Genomic DNA, 14,234 nt, shown 5'->3' with positions numbered 1-14,234 from the left:
TACCGTGGTTTAGCAAGTCTACTGCCTCGGAAAGTTCCGGTTTACAGCACAATGACTCTGTGCTGGAATCGCTGTCAGACTTTTACCTGCCGGATAGTGATTCCATTTTATGATGCAAGCGCAACAGTTCGCGCACCAGGTGCTGAACTGGTATCAGCGTTATGGCCGCAAAACCCTGCCATGGCAGCTAGAGAAAACGCCTTACAAAGTATGGCTGTCAGAAGTGATGTTGCAACAAACGCAGGTCACCACAGTCATTCCCTATTTTCAGCGTTTTATGGCCCGTTTCCCCGATGTAAACGCCCTGGCGAATGCGCCGCTGGACGAAGTGCTGCACCTGTGGACCGGGCTGGGCTATTACGCTCGCGCTCGTAACCTGCATAAAGCGGCGCAGATCGTCGCTTCCCGACACGGCGGCGTGTTCCCCGCCACGTTTGATGAAGTGGCCGATTTACCCGGCGTGGGCCGCTCCACCGCCGGCGCCATCCTGTCGCTGTCGCTGGGACAGCACTACCCGATTCTGGACGGCAATGTAAAACGCGTACTGGCGCGCTGCTACGCCGTTGACGGCTGGCCGGGTAAAAAAGATGTCGAAAAGCGGCTGTGGACGTTAAGCGAAGACGTCACACCCGCCGAAGGCGTCAGCCAGTTCAATCAGGCCATGATGGATTTAGGCGCCATGGTGTGCACTCGCAGTCGCCCCAAATGCGAGCTGTGTCCGCTCAATACCGGCTGTATCGCTTATGCCAACCATAGCTGGGCGCAGTATCCCGGCAAAAAGCCCAAACAAACGCTGCCGGAGAAAACCGGCTGGTTTCTGCTGCTGCAACAGGGATCAAAAGTATGGCTGCAACAGCGCCCTGCCGTCGGGCTATGGGGCGGACTATTTTGCTTTCCGCAGTTCAGCGAACGCAGTGAATTGGAACTCTGGCTGCAACAACGCGGTCTGAACGCTGACGGGTTGCGGCAGCTCGTCGCATTCCGCCATACATTCAGCCATTTCCATCTGGATGTCGTACCACTCTGGCTGGACGTCTCAACAATGGATATCTCGCCCAAAGGGGTCTGCATGGATGAAGGCGCAGGTCTCTGGTATAACTTAGCGCAACCGCCTTCGGTCGGATTGGCTACCCCGGTTGAACGCCTGCTACGGGAGTTGACCCAACCGCAGTCAGCACAATTACATTCCTGCGCAATTGATGAGGAAGAAGCATGAGCAGAACGATTTTTTGCACTTTTTTACAACGCGATGCCGAAGGGCAGGATTTTCAGCTATATCCGGGCGATCTGGGGAAACGCATCTATAACGAGATCTCCAAAGAGGCCTGGGCGCAATGGCAAACCAAGCAAACCATGCTGATTAACGAAAAGAAACTCAGCATGATGAATGTCGCCGATCGTAAGCTGCTGGAACAGGAAATGATCAAATTCCTGTTTGAAGGTAAGGACGTGAATATCGAAGGCTATACGCCTCCGAGTCATTGATACCGCAGGGTCCGCTGACCCTGTTACGTCTTTATTCCGACACGGCTTTTTATATGAAGAAAATTTTAGCTCTGCTGGTTATCGCACCGTTACTGGTTTCCTGCTCAGGAAACAAAGGTAGCGCTGACAATGAAGCATTTATCAAGGATACCAACGCCTTTGATATTCTGATGGGGCAATTCGCCCATAACATTGAGAATATCTGGGGCATGAACGAAGTCCTGATTGCCGGGCCGAAAGATTACGTAAAATATACCGATCAATACCAGACGCGTAGCCACATTAACTTCGATGCCGGTACCATCACCATTGAAACTATTTCGGCAACCGATTCCGTCGTCAGCCTGCGTCAGGCGATTATTACCACCCTGCTGATGGGTGACGACGCCACCAATACCGATCTTTACTCGGACGCCAATGATATTCAGATCAGCCGGGAGCCGATGCTGTACGGTCAGGTGCTGGATAACACGGGTCAGCCGATCCGCTGGGAAGGCCGAGCCGCCAGTTTTGCTGATTATCTGCTCCAGAACCGTTTGCAGAAACGGAACTCCGGGCTGCATATTATCTGGTCCGTCACCATTCAACTGGTCCCCAACCATCTGGATAAACGTGCGCACAAATATCTGCCGCTGGTGCGTAAAGCCGCCGATCGCTATGGCATTGAAGAGTCGTTGATTCTGGCCATCATGCAGACAGAATCCAGTTTCAACCCTTATGCGGTAAGCCGCTCTGACGCACTCGGTTTGATGCAGGTGGTCCAGCACAGCGCAGGCCGCGATGTCTTCAAAATGAAAGGGAAATGGGGTCAGCCAAGCCGCAGCTATCTGTTCGATCCGGAAAATAACATCGATGCAGGCACCGCCTATCTGTCGATTCTGAAAAACAGCTATCTGGTCGGCATCGAGAATCCAACCTCGCGGCGTTACGCCGTGATCACCGCCTACAACGGCGGCGCGGGCAGCGTACTGCGGGTATTCTCCAGCGACAGAAATCGGGCGGTCAGTGTTATCAACAAAATGTCGCCGGGCGAGGTATACGATACGCTGACGACCAAACATCCGTCAGCCGAATCCCGACGCTATCTGTACAAGGTGAATACCGCGCAGAAAAATTACCGCCGCTAAAGCTGCGAAAAAAGCCTCTGGAGTCACATCTCCAGAGGCTTAACTCAATACCTGATGTTGACGCCAAGTGGTGTCGGAAACTTAACGTTTAATATTTTTGAATTGTTGCGTCGTGGCTGTTAACGCCACTTCTGTCGGCAGCCGTTCCATTGAGCTTGCGCCATAGAACCCATCACACTGCGGGCAGTTGTCCATGATGTACTGCGCATCTTCAGGCGTTGAAATCGGCCCGCCATGACACAGCACTATCACGTCTTTACGCACGGCTTTGGCCGCTTCAGCCCACTGGTTAATCAGCGGGACGCAATCCGACAGCGTAAGCGCGGTTTCCGCGCCGATATTACCGCCGGTGGTTAACCCCATATGCGGCACAATAATGTCCGCTCCCGCCTTCGTCATCGCAACCGCATCGGCGGCGCTGAACACATAAGGCGTGGTCAACATGTCCTTCTCATGCGCCAGGCGGATCATTTCGACTTCCAGCCCATATCCCATCCCCGTCTCTTCCAGATTGGCGCGGAAGTTACCATCAATCAGGCCGACCGTCGGAAAGTTCTGCATGCCGGAAAAACCCAACGCCTTCAGATCATCCAGAAATTTATCGAACTGGCAGAACGGGTCAGTGCCATTCACGCCCGCTAAAACGGGTGTATGACGCACCACCGGCAGCACTTCTTTCGCCATATCCACCACGATTTCATTGGCGTTACCGTGTTACCGTAAGCCAGCAGACCGGCCAGCGAACCGCGTCCCGCCATGCGGTAACGACCGGAATTGTAAATCACGATCAAATCAATCCCACCCGCTTCCTCGCACTTTGCGGAAAGCCCGGTCCCCGCTCCACCGCCAATAATAGGTTCCCGGCGAGCAATCATCTCTCTGAATTTTGCTAACAACTGCTGACGACGTATCGCAGACATCATGTTCCCCTTTTAGTTAAATATTGCGCGGAACGCCTCAACGGCGGCGTTGGCGAATAAAGGATCGTTAATATGGAATGGCAGACGCACGATCCGCCGTTTTTCTGTTTGCTGAACAATACGTTCCAGCGTATTTATAAAGGCATCACGCGCTTCGGGATGCCAGAAAGCCTGACCCGGCGCATCCAGAGCGGAAAAACCGCCTTCCGGGATCAAGAAGCGCACTTCGCCTTCACAGCGATTGAGTTTCTCCCCGATCCATTGCGCCATGGCGATATTCTCTGCCACCGTGGTGCGCATCAGCGTGACCTGAGCGTTATGGTTATAAAACAGACGGTTGGCGTATTTCTCCGGTACGCTGGCCGGCGCACCCAAATTCACCATATCCAGTGCGCCGCAGGACGCCACACAGGGCACCTGCATTTTGGCAATGGCATCAAAACGCTCCGGCCCACAGGCCAGCACGCCGTCAAACAACAGGTCGCATACTTCCGTCGTGGTCAGATCGAGCACTCCGGCCAGCAGATGGCTGTCCACCAGCTTCTCCATCGCCTTGCCGCCGCTACCGGTCGCATGGAACACCAGACAGTCAAATTCCTCTTCCAGCGCTTTACTGGCCGCCTGAATACAGGGAGTAGTGACGCCAAACATGGTCAGACCGATGGCCGGCTTAGCGTCGTGGCTTTCCTGAATATGAAATTTTACGGCTCCGGCAATCTGGTGCGCGGCATTACCCAGCACCTGGCGGGAAATGCGGTTCAAGCCGGCAACATCGGTCACGGAATACATCATGCTGATATCACTGGCGCCGATATAACCGGAAATGTCGCCAGATGCCATCGTCGATACCATCAGCTTTGGCAAACCAATGGGCAAAATCTGCATCGCCGGCGTAATCAGCGCCGTACCGCTCGAGCCGCCCAGCCCAATCAATCCGGCGACATCGTGACGTGACAGAATAAAGCGTTCAAAGGCAACGGCCATTGCGTGAATCGCCCGACCTCTATCGCCGCAAAATACCGCTTCTGCGCCTTGTGGATGGTAAGCGGCAACCGTTGAGGCGTTAATATCCGCCGGAGAGGCAGCCGACGGTGATGTTGTCGAGAGGTCTACCGTGACCGTTTTCAGACCTGTCGCCGCAATCAGATCGCGGACATAATTCTGTTCTTTCCCTTTAGTATCTGATGTTGTTGCAATGTAAACGCTGCCAACTACCTTTTTCATAGGGTATTCCTCTCACCAGCAACGGGAATCATTAGCTACTGATATTGTTATTAATTATTTAAAAGTAAAGATAAGATAGATTATTTTTAAATCATATTGAGACTGTAGTATCAAAAAAACAACCGTTAAATTCACAAATAAGACTTGAGTATCATTTAATATTCTCCCCTCATTGCTTCTGTTAGAAAAAAGCTTGACGTGGTACAAGAATCACTCATCTTGTTATAGTTTGGACAATGGCGCTCTCCCGCCCGGCCCGCAAATAAAATGAGGTCCATGTGATTGAAAGGGATAACAAACTAACATCTACACGAGCAAGAACCCGCCGACTGCTCGTCGATACGGCAATTAACATGTTCGATCAGGGCATTTTTCCCTCGATCACCGACGTTGCCAATGCGGCTCAACTTTCACGCGCCACGGCATATCGGTATTTCCCCACGCAAAGCGCACTGGTTTCTGCCGTCGTTGGCGAAAGTCTGGGTCCGGTGCTGTCGTGGCATCCCACTCAGCCTGATGCCAGGCAACGGGTTGAGGAATTATTGCATTTTGCCTATCCACGGATGCTGCAACACGAAGGCGCGTTGCGCGCCGCATTACAACTCTCACTTCAACAGTGGGCCAACCGCCGTTCCAATCGCGTAACCACTGAAAAACTGGAACGCGGTAACCGTAAACGCCTGCTCAAAATAGCGGTGGAACCGTTAACAGGTAAAATCTCCGCCGACGCACAGCAACGCGTGATTCATGCACTGTCGCTCATTTATGGTTCCGAGGTTTTTCTGGTTTTGAAAGATATTTGGGATCTGGACGAAAACGGCATTCAGGATGTTACGCAGTGGGTTGCCAAAGCGATTTTGCGACAGGCGGAAGAGGATGCGGAATTGCTGCCGTCAACGCAGGAAAAGTAAAAATCCCCGTGAAAACAGGCGCGCTGAAAGATAAACGCCTCGTTAACCCGAGGCGAGGTGATGACAAAGCGCGATAAGCGGCGATAACGCCGCCAGTACCTCCCCAAGCTCGGGCTTTTACTGCTCGATCACATAGCCATACAGACGTTTAGTGCCATCTTCTTCGGCTACGCTGTAAACGCCCTGTAATTCGGGGGAAAATCCCGGCAGCAGGTTAACCCCGGCTTCCAACGCCAGGAAATAGCGCTGAACCGCCCCGCCCCAGATTTCCCCCGGCACCACGCACAGCACGCCCGGCGGATAAGGCAGCGCGCCTTCTGCCGCGATACGGCCTTCAATCTGCGCAATTGGCACCAGTTCTATCTCACCGCGAACAAAAGCGCTATTTGCATCCTGCGGCAACATGGCTACCTGCGGCAGTGACGCCTTACGGAACATCGCCTTTTGCAGATCTTTCACCTGGTGACTGGCATAAAAGTCATGCATTTCCTGACAGAGTTGACGCAGCGTATAGCCGCGATAACGCTGTTCATACTTTTGATACAGACTCGGCAACACTTCGCTCAGCGGCGCGTCACGGGCAATCATTGCCTCAAAATAAACCAGTGCCTCAACCAGACGCTGCATTTTCAGGCTGTCTTCCGCAGGCGTCAGCAGGAACAGGATCGAGTTAAGATCGCATTTCTCAGGGATAATGCCGTACTCACGCAAATAATTTGCCAGGATCGTGGCGGGAATACCAAAATCGGTATATTCGCCGCTGATCGCATCAATACCCGGCGTTGTTAGCAGCAATTTACACGGATCGATAAAATACTGATCCTGCGCGTATCCCTCAAACGAGTGCCATTTCTCGCCCGGTTCGAAGTTGAAAAAACGCACGTCATGCGCAATCACGTCCGTATCATGATCCTGCCAGGGAAGCCCCGCCACCGTGGTAGGAACAAACGGCCTGATCAAAGAACAACGCGAAAACAGCTGCTTACGCGCATCAATACCGAGCTTCACACAATCCAGCCACAAGCGGCGTCCGCTGTTACCTTCATGCATTTTGGCATTCACATCCAGCGCCGCGAACAGCGGATAGAACGGACTGGTGGAGGCATGCAACATGAACGCATTATTGAATCGCTTATGGTTGCAAAAGCGTTTTTGCCCTTTGATGTGCGTATCTTTCTTATGCACCTGCGAAGTCTGGGAGAAGCCGGCCTGTTGTTTATGCACCGATTGGGTAACAAAGATCCCCGGATCGTTTTCATTCAAATCAAGCAGCAGTGGCGAGCACTGTTCCATCATCGGAATAAACTGCTCGTATCCCACCCACGCGGAATCAAACAGAATGTAATCACATAGATGCCCGATGCTGTCGACCACCTGACGCGCGTTATAAATCGTACCGTCATAAGTGCCAAGCTGAATCACCGCCAAACGGAACGGACGCTGTTCATCGGCACGCTCCGGCGCGACGTCACGCACCAGATTACGCAGATAGGCTTCATCAAAACAGTGCGCATCAATCCCACCGATAAGGCCGAAAGGATTACGCACCGTTTCGAGGTAAACGGGCGTGGCCCCAGCCTGAATCAGGGCGCCGTGATGATTCGACTTATGGTTGTTGCGATCGAATAACACCAAATCGCCGCGGGTCAGCAATGCGTTGGTCACCACCTTATTCGCCGACGAAGTCCCATTCAGAACAAAATAGGTTTTATCGGCGTTAAACACGCGTGCGGCAAACTTCTGCGCCTTTTTCGCGGCCCCTTCATGAATCAGCAAATCGCCCAACCTGACGTCGGCATTACAAATATCGGAACGGAAAATATTTTCGCCATAAAAATCGAAAAACTGCCGCCCGGCAGGGTGCTTGCGGAAAAACTGTCCTCCCTGATGGCCAGGACAAGCGAAAGTCGTATTCTCCATCTCGACATACTTGGTCAGCGTATCGAAAAATGGCGGCAGCAATGCATCCTGATAGCCTTGCGCAGCATGTTCCAGCACATCCGCATGCTCGCCAGCAGCATCCAACAGTAACCACTCGCTGCCCGTCGGCAACATTTCAGCCAGTGAATCCGCATCATTCTCCCTGACGACAAAGGCGGGAATGGTAAAGCCGGTGTGATGCAATATCGACAGAATCCCGCTACGGGCTTCCTCAACGGAAACAACCACTGCCGCCACATCAGTAAAGTCAGTCTGACTCAGCGCGACAATTTCACGTGTAGTGATTAAACGACGGGCAACCGCCGCATTAGCCGCAATTTTTAACTGTTTCATTTAACCAAACCCAAACGGTTAAGGATGAGTGTACGTGCCCGGAAGACACAGCGCAGGGATAACAATCCCGACCAATCACAATGTCAATCAGTCACGACAGGCGTATGACGCCCACAATCATGACTGTAGGTTAAGAATGGAAAAACTGGAGCCAGCACCATCCGATAGACATCAGTAAAATCAGAGGGAGACTCTATTTTTACTCATGCCTAACAGCGAGCGTACGAACGCCTCACCGCATGGTGGCAAAGGATAATCGACAGGAAAATGCACCAACAACGCGGCTAAAACGAGAAAAACGCCATGACATCATCACAGATCCGGCGCACTGATTTTGCGCCATGAACAATGAATCCGACATATCAGCAGCCCTCTTTAGCCACAGGTGAACAGGGAGTTCAGATGAATAGAAAGTTGAAAACCGCGCAATATTGGCATTATTTTTCATCAAATTCAAGAAACGGCACCCCCCCTTTTTACCGCAAAATATGACGTTGCCCAAAAACCGCGGCGCGAATCAAACCGCAGCCATACTGATGCACGAAAAGGAGAAACGAAACGGTGAAAGAACACCGTTTTTGCCTGAAAATAGAGCAAGCACGCGGGTTTGTGACAGAAACACATTGACGACATGCAGCCAATACGGTTTAATGCGCCCCGTTGCCCGGATAGCTCAGTCGGTAGAGCAGAGGATTGAAAATCCTCGTGTCCTTGGTTCGATTCCGAGTCCGGGCACCATAATTTAGTTTCAGGATGCCCTTATGCGTCCGGGAACATTGAAAAATCAGTAAGTTGATAAGAATCTGGAGTACCAATAGGTACTGCCAGATTTTTTGACATCCGTAGTTTTTGGGGGCTTAATTGGGGGCCCGTCGGTTCGATAAACTATGGAGCCCCCACCATACCTCTGACTGATACCGCCATCCGCAACGCCAAGCCGCTCGATAAACCTTACAAACTCAGTGACGCGCAGGGCTTATACCTGCTGATCAAATCCAACGGTTCCAAGCTCTGGCATCTTAAGTACCGCTTTGGCGGAAAGGAAAAAAAGCTGGCGTTTGGCGCTTACCCCACCGTCACGCTGGCAAATGCCCGTAAACTGCGTGAGGAAGCCCGTGCGGTACTCAGCGCAGGCGACGATCCCGGCGTAAAAAAGCAGCAGGAGAAACATTCGCGCAAAAACGGCAATACCTTTGAAGAGATCGCCCGCAAGTGGGTGGCGGGTAATATCCGCTGGACTGAAGCCCATGCCGCCAAAGCCCTGCACTCGCTGGAACTGCACGTCTTTCCGCTGATCGGTAAACTCCCCGTTGCCGACCTGAAAACGGCTGACCTGCTAATCCCGCTGCGGGTGGCGGAAAGAAAAGGCAATCTGGAAACCGCCGCACGAATACAGCAGCGCACCACGGCGATCATGCGCTATGCAGTGCAGGAGGGACTGATTGCCAGCAACCCTGCCAACGATCTGGCCGGAGCCATTGCGCCGCCGCCAAAAAACCACTACCCCGCCCTACCGCTGGAGAAGCTGCCGGAGATGTTGGAACGGATCGAAGGCTATTCCGGCAGATTACTAACCTGTCTGGCGGTGCAGCTTAACCTGCTGATCTTTATTCGCTCCAGCGAGCTACGCTTTGCCCGCTGGACGGAGATCGATCTGGATGCCGCAATGTGGACCATCCCCGCGCAACGTGAACCCATTCCGGGCGTGCGTTATTCAGAGCGCGGCGCGAAGATGAAAACACCGCATCTGGTGCCGCTGTCAACACAGACGGTAACTATACTGAAGCAGCTAAAACTGCTGTCCGGTAACAGCGAGTTGTTATTTCCCGGCGACCACGATCCGCGTAAGCCAATGAGTGAAAACACCATCAACAAAGCGCTGCGAGTGATTGGATATGACACAAAAGTGGACGTGTGTGGTCAAGGCTTTCGCACGATGGCCTGTAGCGCGCTGATTGAGTCCGGGCGCTGGTCGAAAGACGCCGTGGAGCGGCAGATGAGCCATCAAGAGCGTAACCACGTCCGCGCCGCGTATATCCACAAGGCGGAGCACCTCGACGAACGCACACAGATGATGCAATGGTGGTCGGACTATCTCGACGCCTGTCGGCAGAAATTCATCCCGGCTTACCGTTTTGAGAGGCATATTCAGGTTGCCTGAACCCGCGACTGATTGACGCCGAAAAGCAGATCTCTGCGCCAGCGGGGGATCTGCTTTTTTTACTTGCTCCAGTTCACTGACGCCGGAAAATCGCAGAACTGCACCAGATTCCCCGTCGAACGAACATAGAACAGCGCCAATCACGGCCTTTTCAGCCCTTTGGCCCTTTCCGGTTTGGCGCTGTTACCCTTGGCATCCCTTTACCCTTTCGGCCCTTTTTCTTTTTACTGCACCAGAGATAAGAATAACTCCTTCGTTTCAACGCCCATAAACCTGCGCCACATAGCGCCCGCGCCCATCGCCGTGGCCCAGATCCATCGCCGTCAGCGCCAGCGCCTCTTTTTCACTGAATCCCTGCGCCAGATAATGGCGAATAGCATCCTGTGCCCAGGCGTAGCGCAATGAATGCGGGGAATATGCGCCGGTCAAGCCGATACGCGACGCCTGACCGTGCCAGTATTTCATCGCGCTTTTCAGGTCGGGTTTATCAATCAGCCTGCCGTTGCGTTGTTCCGTCACAGCCAGCGCATTTTCCAGCACTTTTCTGACTGCGCCAGCATCCAGAATTACCGTTTCGCGAGGCCGTCCGCCTTTGGTGCCAAAAACCACGGTGAGCCGGATTTCACCACGCTCCAGCGCCTGTTTCCACGTTCTGAGCGATTGCGCGCACTGCACCGCTTCCTGTGAACGTAATCCCATCAACCTTGAAAGTTCCAGTGCCGCCGCCATTCTGGCGTCTTTTGCGCGAGCGGTTTCCAGCACCTGCCGATAATGCTCCTTCGTAATGGCCTGCCGGGTGCCGTTGCGGGATGCGCCGGACAAACCGAGCGATTTATTGGACAGCCGTTCACTGGCGGCCAAACGATCACGCCCGGCCTGCTTCAGCAGACAGCGGATCGCTGCCATCTCGTTTTGCAGACTACGTTTCGTTATGCCCCGTTCCAGCCGTTCCCGGATATAGCTTTCAATATGCCGCGCTTTCAGTTGCTCCACCCGCCGGATCTGTACATTCTGCCCCAGTAAGCGCTCACAAAATCGTTGCGCCAGCGCCATACGGTCGTGAACGGTTTTATGACTGCCGCCCGCCTGTCGCGCCAGCGTTTTCATTTCCTGCTCCAGAATGCCCATGTTCTCTTTCCCCTTTTCATGATTGCCGCAAAATCCAAAACAGATACAACCTTCCCCGGCGCATAGGCCGATAGCCCCTGATTTTTTGTCGGAGCTGCGAACGATACCTGAGCGCCGGGGCGGCAACCGTTGAGGTGTTGTGGGGCTTCGGTTGTGCTCTCTGAACAGCCGCCCGCTTGTGCGGGTTATCCCCCGGATCGTCCTGATCCCCCTCCGGTATCGGTTCAAGTTCTCCTGTGAGTGAAAGTGGGTGAAATCACGGTGTCAGAATCTCGCCGTGCGTTGGCGCAGTGGAATTGTCTGGTGCAGTAACATAGCGCTGGTGCGTCACTTTCCCGCTTGGCGCGGTTAAAGTGACGCACTGGACTGGCGCAGTGAGTGAAAATTGAAAATTCTGGTTCAGGATCGCGGTCACGCGGCAGCAAAGCCTGTCATGTTTATAGATTGGAGCAGAGAGTGAAGGATGACCTTAACCATCGGTAGGATGGCCCGGCGGTTTGCAAAGGTAGCCGCCGGTAAGGGATTGACCATCCTGATTCATCAGGCGCTTCTCTCAGGTCGTGAAGCATTTTGTGCAGGCGAAAACTTACACCCGTGGCAATAACGCGGAAAGGGAAAACTGTTTTTTGCTTTTACACAGTTGTTTGTTGATTTCTTCGCCATTTTATGAATGACAAGCTGCCGCGCTTCGCTTGCTTTCTCCCGCCCTGTTATCCGCGTTCGCCGATAACAGGGCGGGATAGATTGTTTTACTTTAGTGCTCCTCTGGCTTGCGGTAACGGGAAGGCCAGATTTCCGCAGGCGCAACACCCAACGCTTCCGCACTCAGCCGTTCTCCCTTGGGCCAGTGTTTTGTTAGCGCATTCGCCAGCGTGGAAGAGGCCAGCCCCGCGTTACGCGAAACCGCCGCCAGCGACGTTCCCCGCTTTTTCAGCGCCGCAATAATATCGGCGGGATGCCAGTCCTGTTGATTCATGCCGCCTCCTCATCAATACATTTCACACCATCCGCTGTACGTATCCAGCGCGGGGCTTTCAGTTCAGAAGCAAAGTAATCAACCAGTTCCGCTAAGAGCCAGCGCAATTGTTCTTCCGCTTGTGGCGGAAACATCCGGCAAAGCAGAAGCTGAGTCAGGGTAAAACAGTAATCGCAAAGCGTATCCGCATCGGGGGCAAAACGGGGAGAGTTTGTGGGCAAGGTATCAACGGTCAGGCTGTCTATCAGGTGAGGCGGAATGGGATCGCTTAGGCCCGGTTTCAGCAGCGCAAGACCGGCGGCAAGCCGACCGCAGAGAGCCATCTTCAGTACAGGATCGTAGCTTTCCGCCTGAGTATCTGCGCACTTTTCACAATGATCGGCCAGTACGGTGAAATCCGTAGCGGTGCTGAAAGGAACAGTGAGTAACGGGTGAGTCTGGTTGAGGGTTGTAGCCATAGTGGCAGCCTCCGATGAGTAAGGAATATTACCACCACCGAAGAGACCAATCTTGCGGGTGGTGGACTGAACGGAGTTGGTCTTACCGGCCTCATCGGACACCGGCGCACCTTGCGGTGCCCCCGCCCAGCCCACCATAATTCGGCATAGCTAAGCATACGACATAAAAAAAGACGCTGGCGCGTCCTATGTCGCCAATGAAGTATTTCAGGAGACCAATCCCGACACCTGATTTTGCAGGTGCGGTTTAAAGATAGCGCGACAGGGAATAAACGGCAAGGGGGTTATCGTGTTTTTCGTAATACCATATAGAGTGGTGTTAACTAGTTGAAGTTATTGCGATCGCTATCGCAATGAAAGTGAGATTCAACCATCATTTCAGAAATGTTATGCAAGATGACACCGATCTTGGTTCTTCTACCCTGTAAAGGTAAACTGAGTACCTTTACAGGAGTTATTAACCAAAGACATCAGCGCTACCTGCGTTGAATGTGGCTCTTACAGGCGTGTCCATGACCAGTCGTCCCCAAATGATTATCAACGTATTACAGGCGAATCCTGATAAGCAATTTACTGCTCGTCAGTTGGCGCAAAAAATCATCGAAACCTATGCGGATGAGTTGGCTGAAAAACGTAAGAATCCGCGTTTTGCCAGCGATGACGCTTTTTTGAGCCAGATAACGGCAGAGGTGGGCGGTAGCCGCACCGTGAAGGCAAAAGCCATGTGCCCGTTAGTAATGACGCGTGATAAGCCCCGACCTAGGCTGTTTTATTGGGGAGGCGAGCCTGCGGCCGGGGCTCAGGTGCAATTGCCTTCTGATATCACCCCGGTACCTTCGGCGGAAACGGTGAGTTTCTCTGAACATGCGCTTTATCCGTTGCTGATTGAGTATCTCTCTGAAGAAGAGGATTTACTCTGCCGCCGTATTGATGAGAAGCGCTCAAGCAACAACAAAGGCCTGGGGGCCAACCACTGGCTTTATCCCGATATTGTTGCGTTGCAGCCTCTTGATAAGGGCTGGGATACCGTGGTGCAAAACTGTGTCCGCCATAGTGAAGGGCGTTTAACCCGCCTGTGGTCATTTGAAGTAAAACGACAGCTTAACCGTAGCAACGTGCGCGAATGTTTCTTTCAGGCAGTGAGCAATTCAAGCTGGGCGCACTTTGGCTATCTGGTCGCCACCGAGATTAACGAAGATAAGCAGCGCGGCGTTGAGCGAGAGCTTCAGATGCTGTGCGCGCTGCACGGCATTGGGGTGATCCTGCTTAACCCACAGGACCCGGGCAATAGCCAGACGTTGATCCCGGCGCGCGAGCGGACCAGCATCGACTGGCAATCTGTTAACCGGCTGGTGGAAGAGAACAAAGACTTTAAAGAGTTTATCGATCTAGTGGCTGAGTATCACCAGACCGGAAAAGTACATAAGGCGTTATGGAATAAGTAGCGCATCACTCCCCTTTGCTCTATACATCAGTGATGGATCATTATTCAAGTTCAGGAAGTATTTATGCATAATGATCAGTACTACAGACAAGTAACGGTGGTTGCTCCTGCTTGGTCTGAAGAGAT

11 protein-coding genes, 1 tRNA gene and 1 pseudogene are annotated in these 14,234 nt (G+C 52.9%); 7 read left to right on the top strand and 6 right to left on the bottom strand.

Features of this window, described 5'->3' with window-relative positions; all coding sequences use genetic code 11:
- Positions 1–109 precede the first annotated feature (109 nt).
- From mutY to mltC, 3 genes are read left to right on the top strand one after another with little or no spacing between them, the layout of a single operon-like run.
- Positions 110–1,216, top strand: a complete 1,107-nt coding sequence (gene mutY / locus DDT52_RS06260; protein WP_136155605.1) for an A/G-specific adenine glycosylase — start codon at positions 110–112, stop codon at positions 1,214–1,216.
- Positions 1,213–1,485: an oxidative damage protection protein gene (locus DDT52_RS06255; RefSeq protein ID WP_109052742.1), complete on the top strand. Its 273-nt coding sequence runs from the start codon at positions 1,213–1,215 to the stop codon at positions 1,483–1,485. The genes mutY and DDT52_RS06255 overlap by 4 nt, the downstream gene beginning before the upstream one ends.
- A 53-nt stretch (positions 1,486–1,538) precedes the next feature.
- Entirely contained in the window at positions 1,539–2,612 is a 1,074-nt protein-coding gene (gene mltC / locus DDT52_RS06250; protein ID WP_136155604.1) for a membrane-bound lytic murein transglycosylase MltC, read from the top strand.
- A gap of 81 nt (positions 2,613–2,693) precedes the next feature.
- On the opposite strand, the pseudogene DDT52_RS06245 reads toward mltC, so the two are convergent.
- Both DDT52_RS06245 and DDT52_RS06240 read right to left on the bottom strand, forming a co-directional pair.
- Positions 2,694–3,535 (bottom strand): annotated as a pseudogene (locus tag DDT52_RS06245) (phosphoenolpyruvate hydrolase family protein).
- Between the two features lie 9 nt (positions 3,536–3,544).
- Positions 3,545–4,756, bottom strand: a complete 1,212-nt coding sequence (locus DDT52_RS06240) for a Tm-1-like ATP-binding domain-containing protein (RefSeq protein WP_136155603.1) — start codon at positions 4,754–4,756, stop codon at positions 3,545–3,547.
- Between the two features lie 278 nt (positions 4,757–5,034).
- Here DDT52_RS06240 and DDT52_RS06235 point away from each other — a divergent pair, with 278 nt between their 5' ends.
- Positions 5,035–5,667 (top strand): TetR/AcrR family transcriptional regulator, encoded by a 633-nt coding sequence (locus tag DDT52_RS06235; RefSeq protein ID WP_136155602.1) that lies wholly within the window; start codon positions 5,035–5,037, stop codon positions 5,665–5,667.
- Between the two features lie 117 nt (positions 5,668–5,784).
- Here the strand turns inward: DDT52_RS06235 and DDT52_RS06230 are convergent, their stop codons facing one another.
- On the bottom strand, positions 5,785–7,941 hold the full coding sequence (locus DDT52_RS06230; RefSeq protein ID WP_136155601.1) for an ornithine decarboxylase: 2,157 nt from the start codon (positions 7,939–7,941) through the stop codon (positions 5,785–5,787).
- A 662-nt stretch (positions 7,942–8,603) separates the two neighbouring features.
- Between DDT52_RS06230 and DDT52_RS06225 the strand changes: the two genes are divergently transcribed.
- Positions 8,604–8,679 (top strand) — tRNA-Phe (locus DDT52_RS06225).
- A gap of 163 nt (positions 8,680–8,842) precedes the next feature.
- A complete protein-coding gene (locus tag DDT52_RS06220) occupies positions 8,843–10,102 on the top strand; it encodes a tyrosine-type recombinase/integrase (RefSeq protein WP_136155600.1) in 1,260 nt (419 codons plus the stop codon).
- Positions 10,103–10,360: 258 nt separating this feature from the next.
- Here DDT52_RS06220 and DDT52_RS06215 read toward each other — a convergent pair whose 3' ends face one another.
- From DDT52_RS06215 to DDT52_RS06200, 3 genes are all read right to left on the bottom strand, one after another.
- Complete coding sequence (locus DDT52_RS06215; protein ID WP_136155599.1) at positions 10,361–11,230, bottom strand: integrase domain-containing protein; 870 nt, start codon at positions 11,228–11,230, stop codon at positions 10,361–10,363.
- A 754-nt stretch (positions 11,231–11,984) separates the two neighbouring features.
- Positions 11,985–12,206 carry a helix-turn-helix domain-containing protein gene (locus DDT52_RS06205; protein ID WP_136155598.1) on the bottom strand — a complete coding sequence of 74 codons (222 nt, stop codon included), beginning with the start codon at positions 12,204–12,206 and terminating at the stop codon, positions 11,985–11,987.
- Entirely contained in the window at positions 12,203–12,802 is a 600-nt protein-coding gene (locus DDT52_RS06200) for an ash family protein (protein WP_136155597.1), read from the bottom strand. Before DDT52_RS06200 ends, DDT52_RS06205 begins: the two co-directional genes overlap by 4 nt.
- A gap of 374 nt (positions 12,803–13,176) precedes the next feature.
- Here DDT52_RS06200 and DDT52_RS06195 point away from each other — a divergent pair, with 374 nt between their 5' ends.
- A complete protein-coding gene (locus tag DDT52_RS06195; RefSeq protein WP_136155596.1) occupies positions 13,177–14,109 on the top strand; it encodes a COG2958 family protein in 933 nt (310 codons plus the stop codon).
- Positions 14,110–14,234: the final 125 nt, after the last annotated feature.

This window comes from Brenneria roseae subsp. roseae, from assembly GCF_003115845.1.
GTDB lineage: Bacteria > Pseudomonadota > Gammaproteobacteria > Enterobacterales > Enterobacteriaceae > Brenneria > Brenneria roseae.
Note: the sequence above shows the minus strand (reverse complement) of the source record. Positions and strands in the feature narration are given on the sequence as shown.

Excerpts from the sequence above, each read along its gene's own strand:
- DDT52_RS06255 (WP_109052742.1), top strand. The coding sequence starts at position 1,213 with ATGAGCAGAACGATTTTTTGCACTTTTTTACAACGCGATGCCGAAGGG.
- DDT52_RS06230 (WP_136155601.1), bottom strand. The coding sequence starts at position 7,941 with ATGAAACAGTTAAAAATTGCGGCTAATGCGGCGGTTGCCCGTCGTTTA.
- DDT52_RS06205 (WP_136155598.1), bottom strand. The coding sequence starts at position 12,206 with ATGAATCAACAGGACTGGCATCCCGCCGATATTATTGCGGCGCTGAAA.
- DDT52_RS06195 (WP_136155596.1), top strand. The coding sequence starts at position 13,177 with ATGACCAGTCGTCCCCAAATGATTATCAACGTATTACAGGCGAATCCT.
- DDT52_RS06215 (WP_136155599.1), bottom strand. The coding sequence starts at position 11,230 with ATGGGCATTCTGGAGCAGGAAATGAAAACGCTGGCGCGACAGGCGGGC.
- DDT52_RS06200 (WP_136155597.1), bottom strand. The coding sequence starts at position 12,802 with ATGGTGGGCTGGGCGGGGGCACCGCAAGGTGCGCCGGTGTCCGATGAG.
- mltC (WP_136155604.1), top strand. The coding sequence starts at position 1,539 with ATGAAGAAAATTTTAGCTCTGCTGGTTATCGCACCGTTACTGGTTTCC.
- DDT52_RS06240 (WP_136155603.1), bottom strand. The coding sequence starts at position 4,756 with ATGAAAAAGGTAGTTGGCAGCGTTTACATTGCAACAACATCAGATACT.
- mutY (WP_136155605.1), top strand. The coding sequence starts at position 110 with ATGATGCAAGCGCAACAGTTCGCGCACCAGGTGCTGAACTGGTATCAG.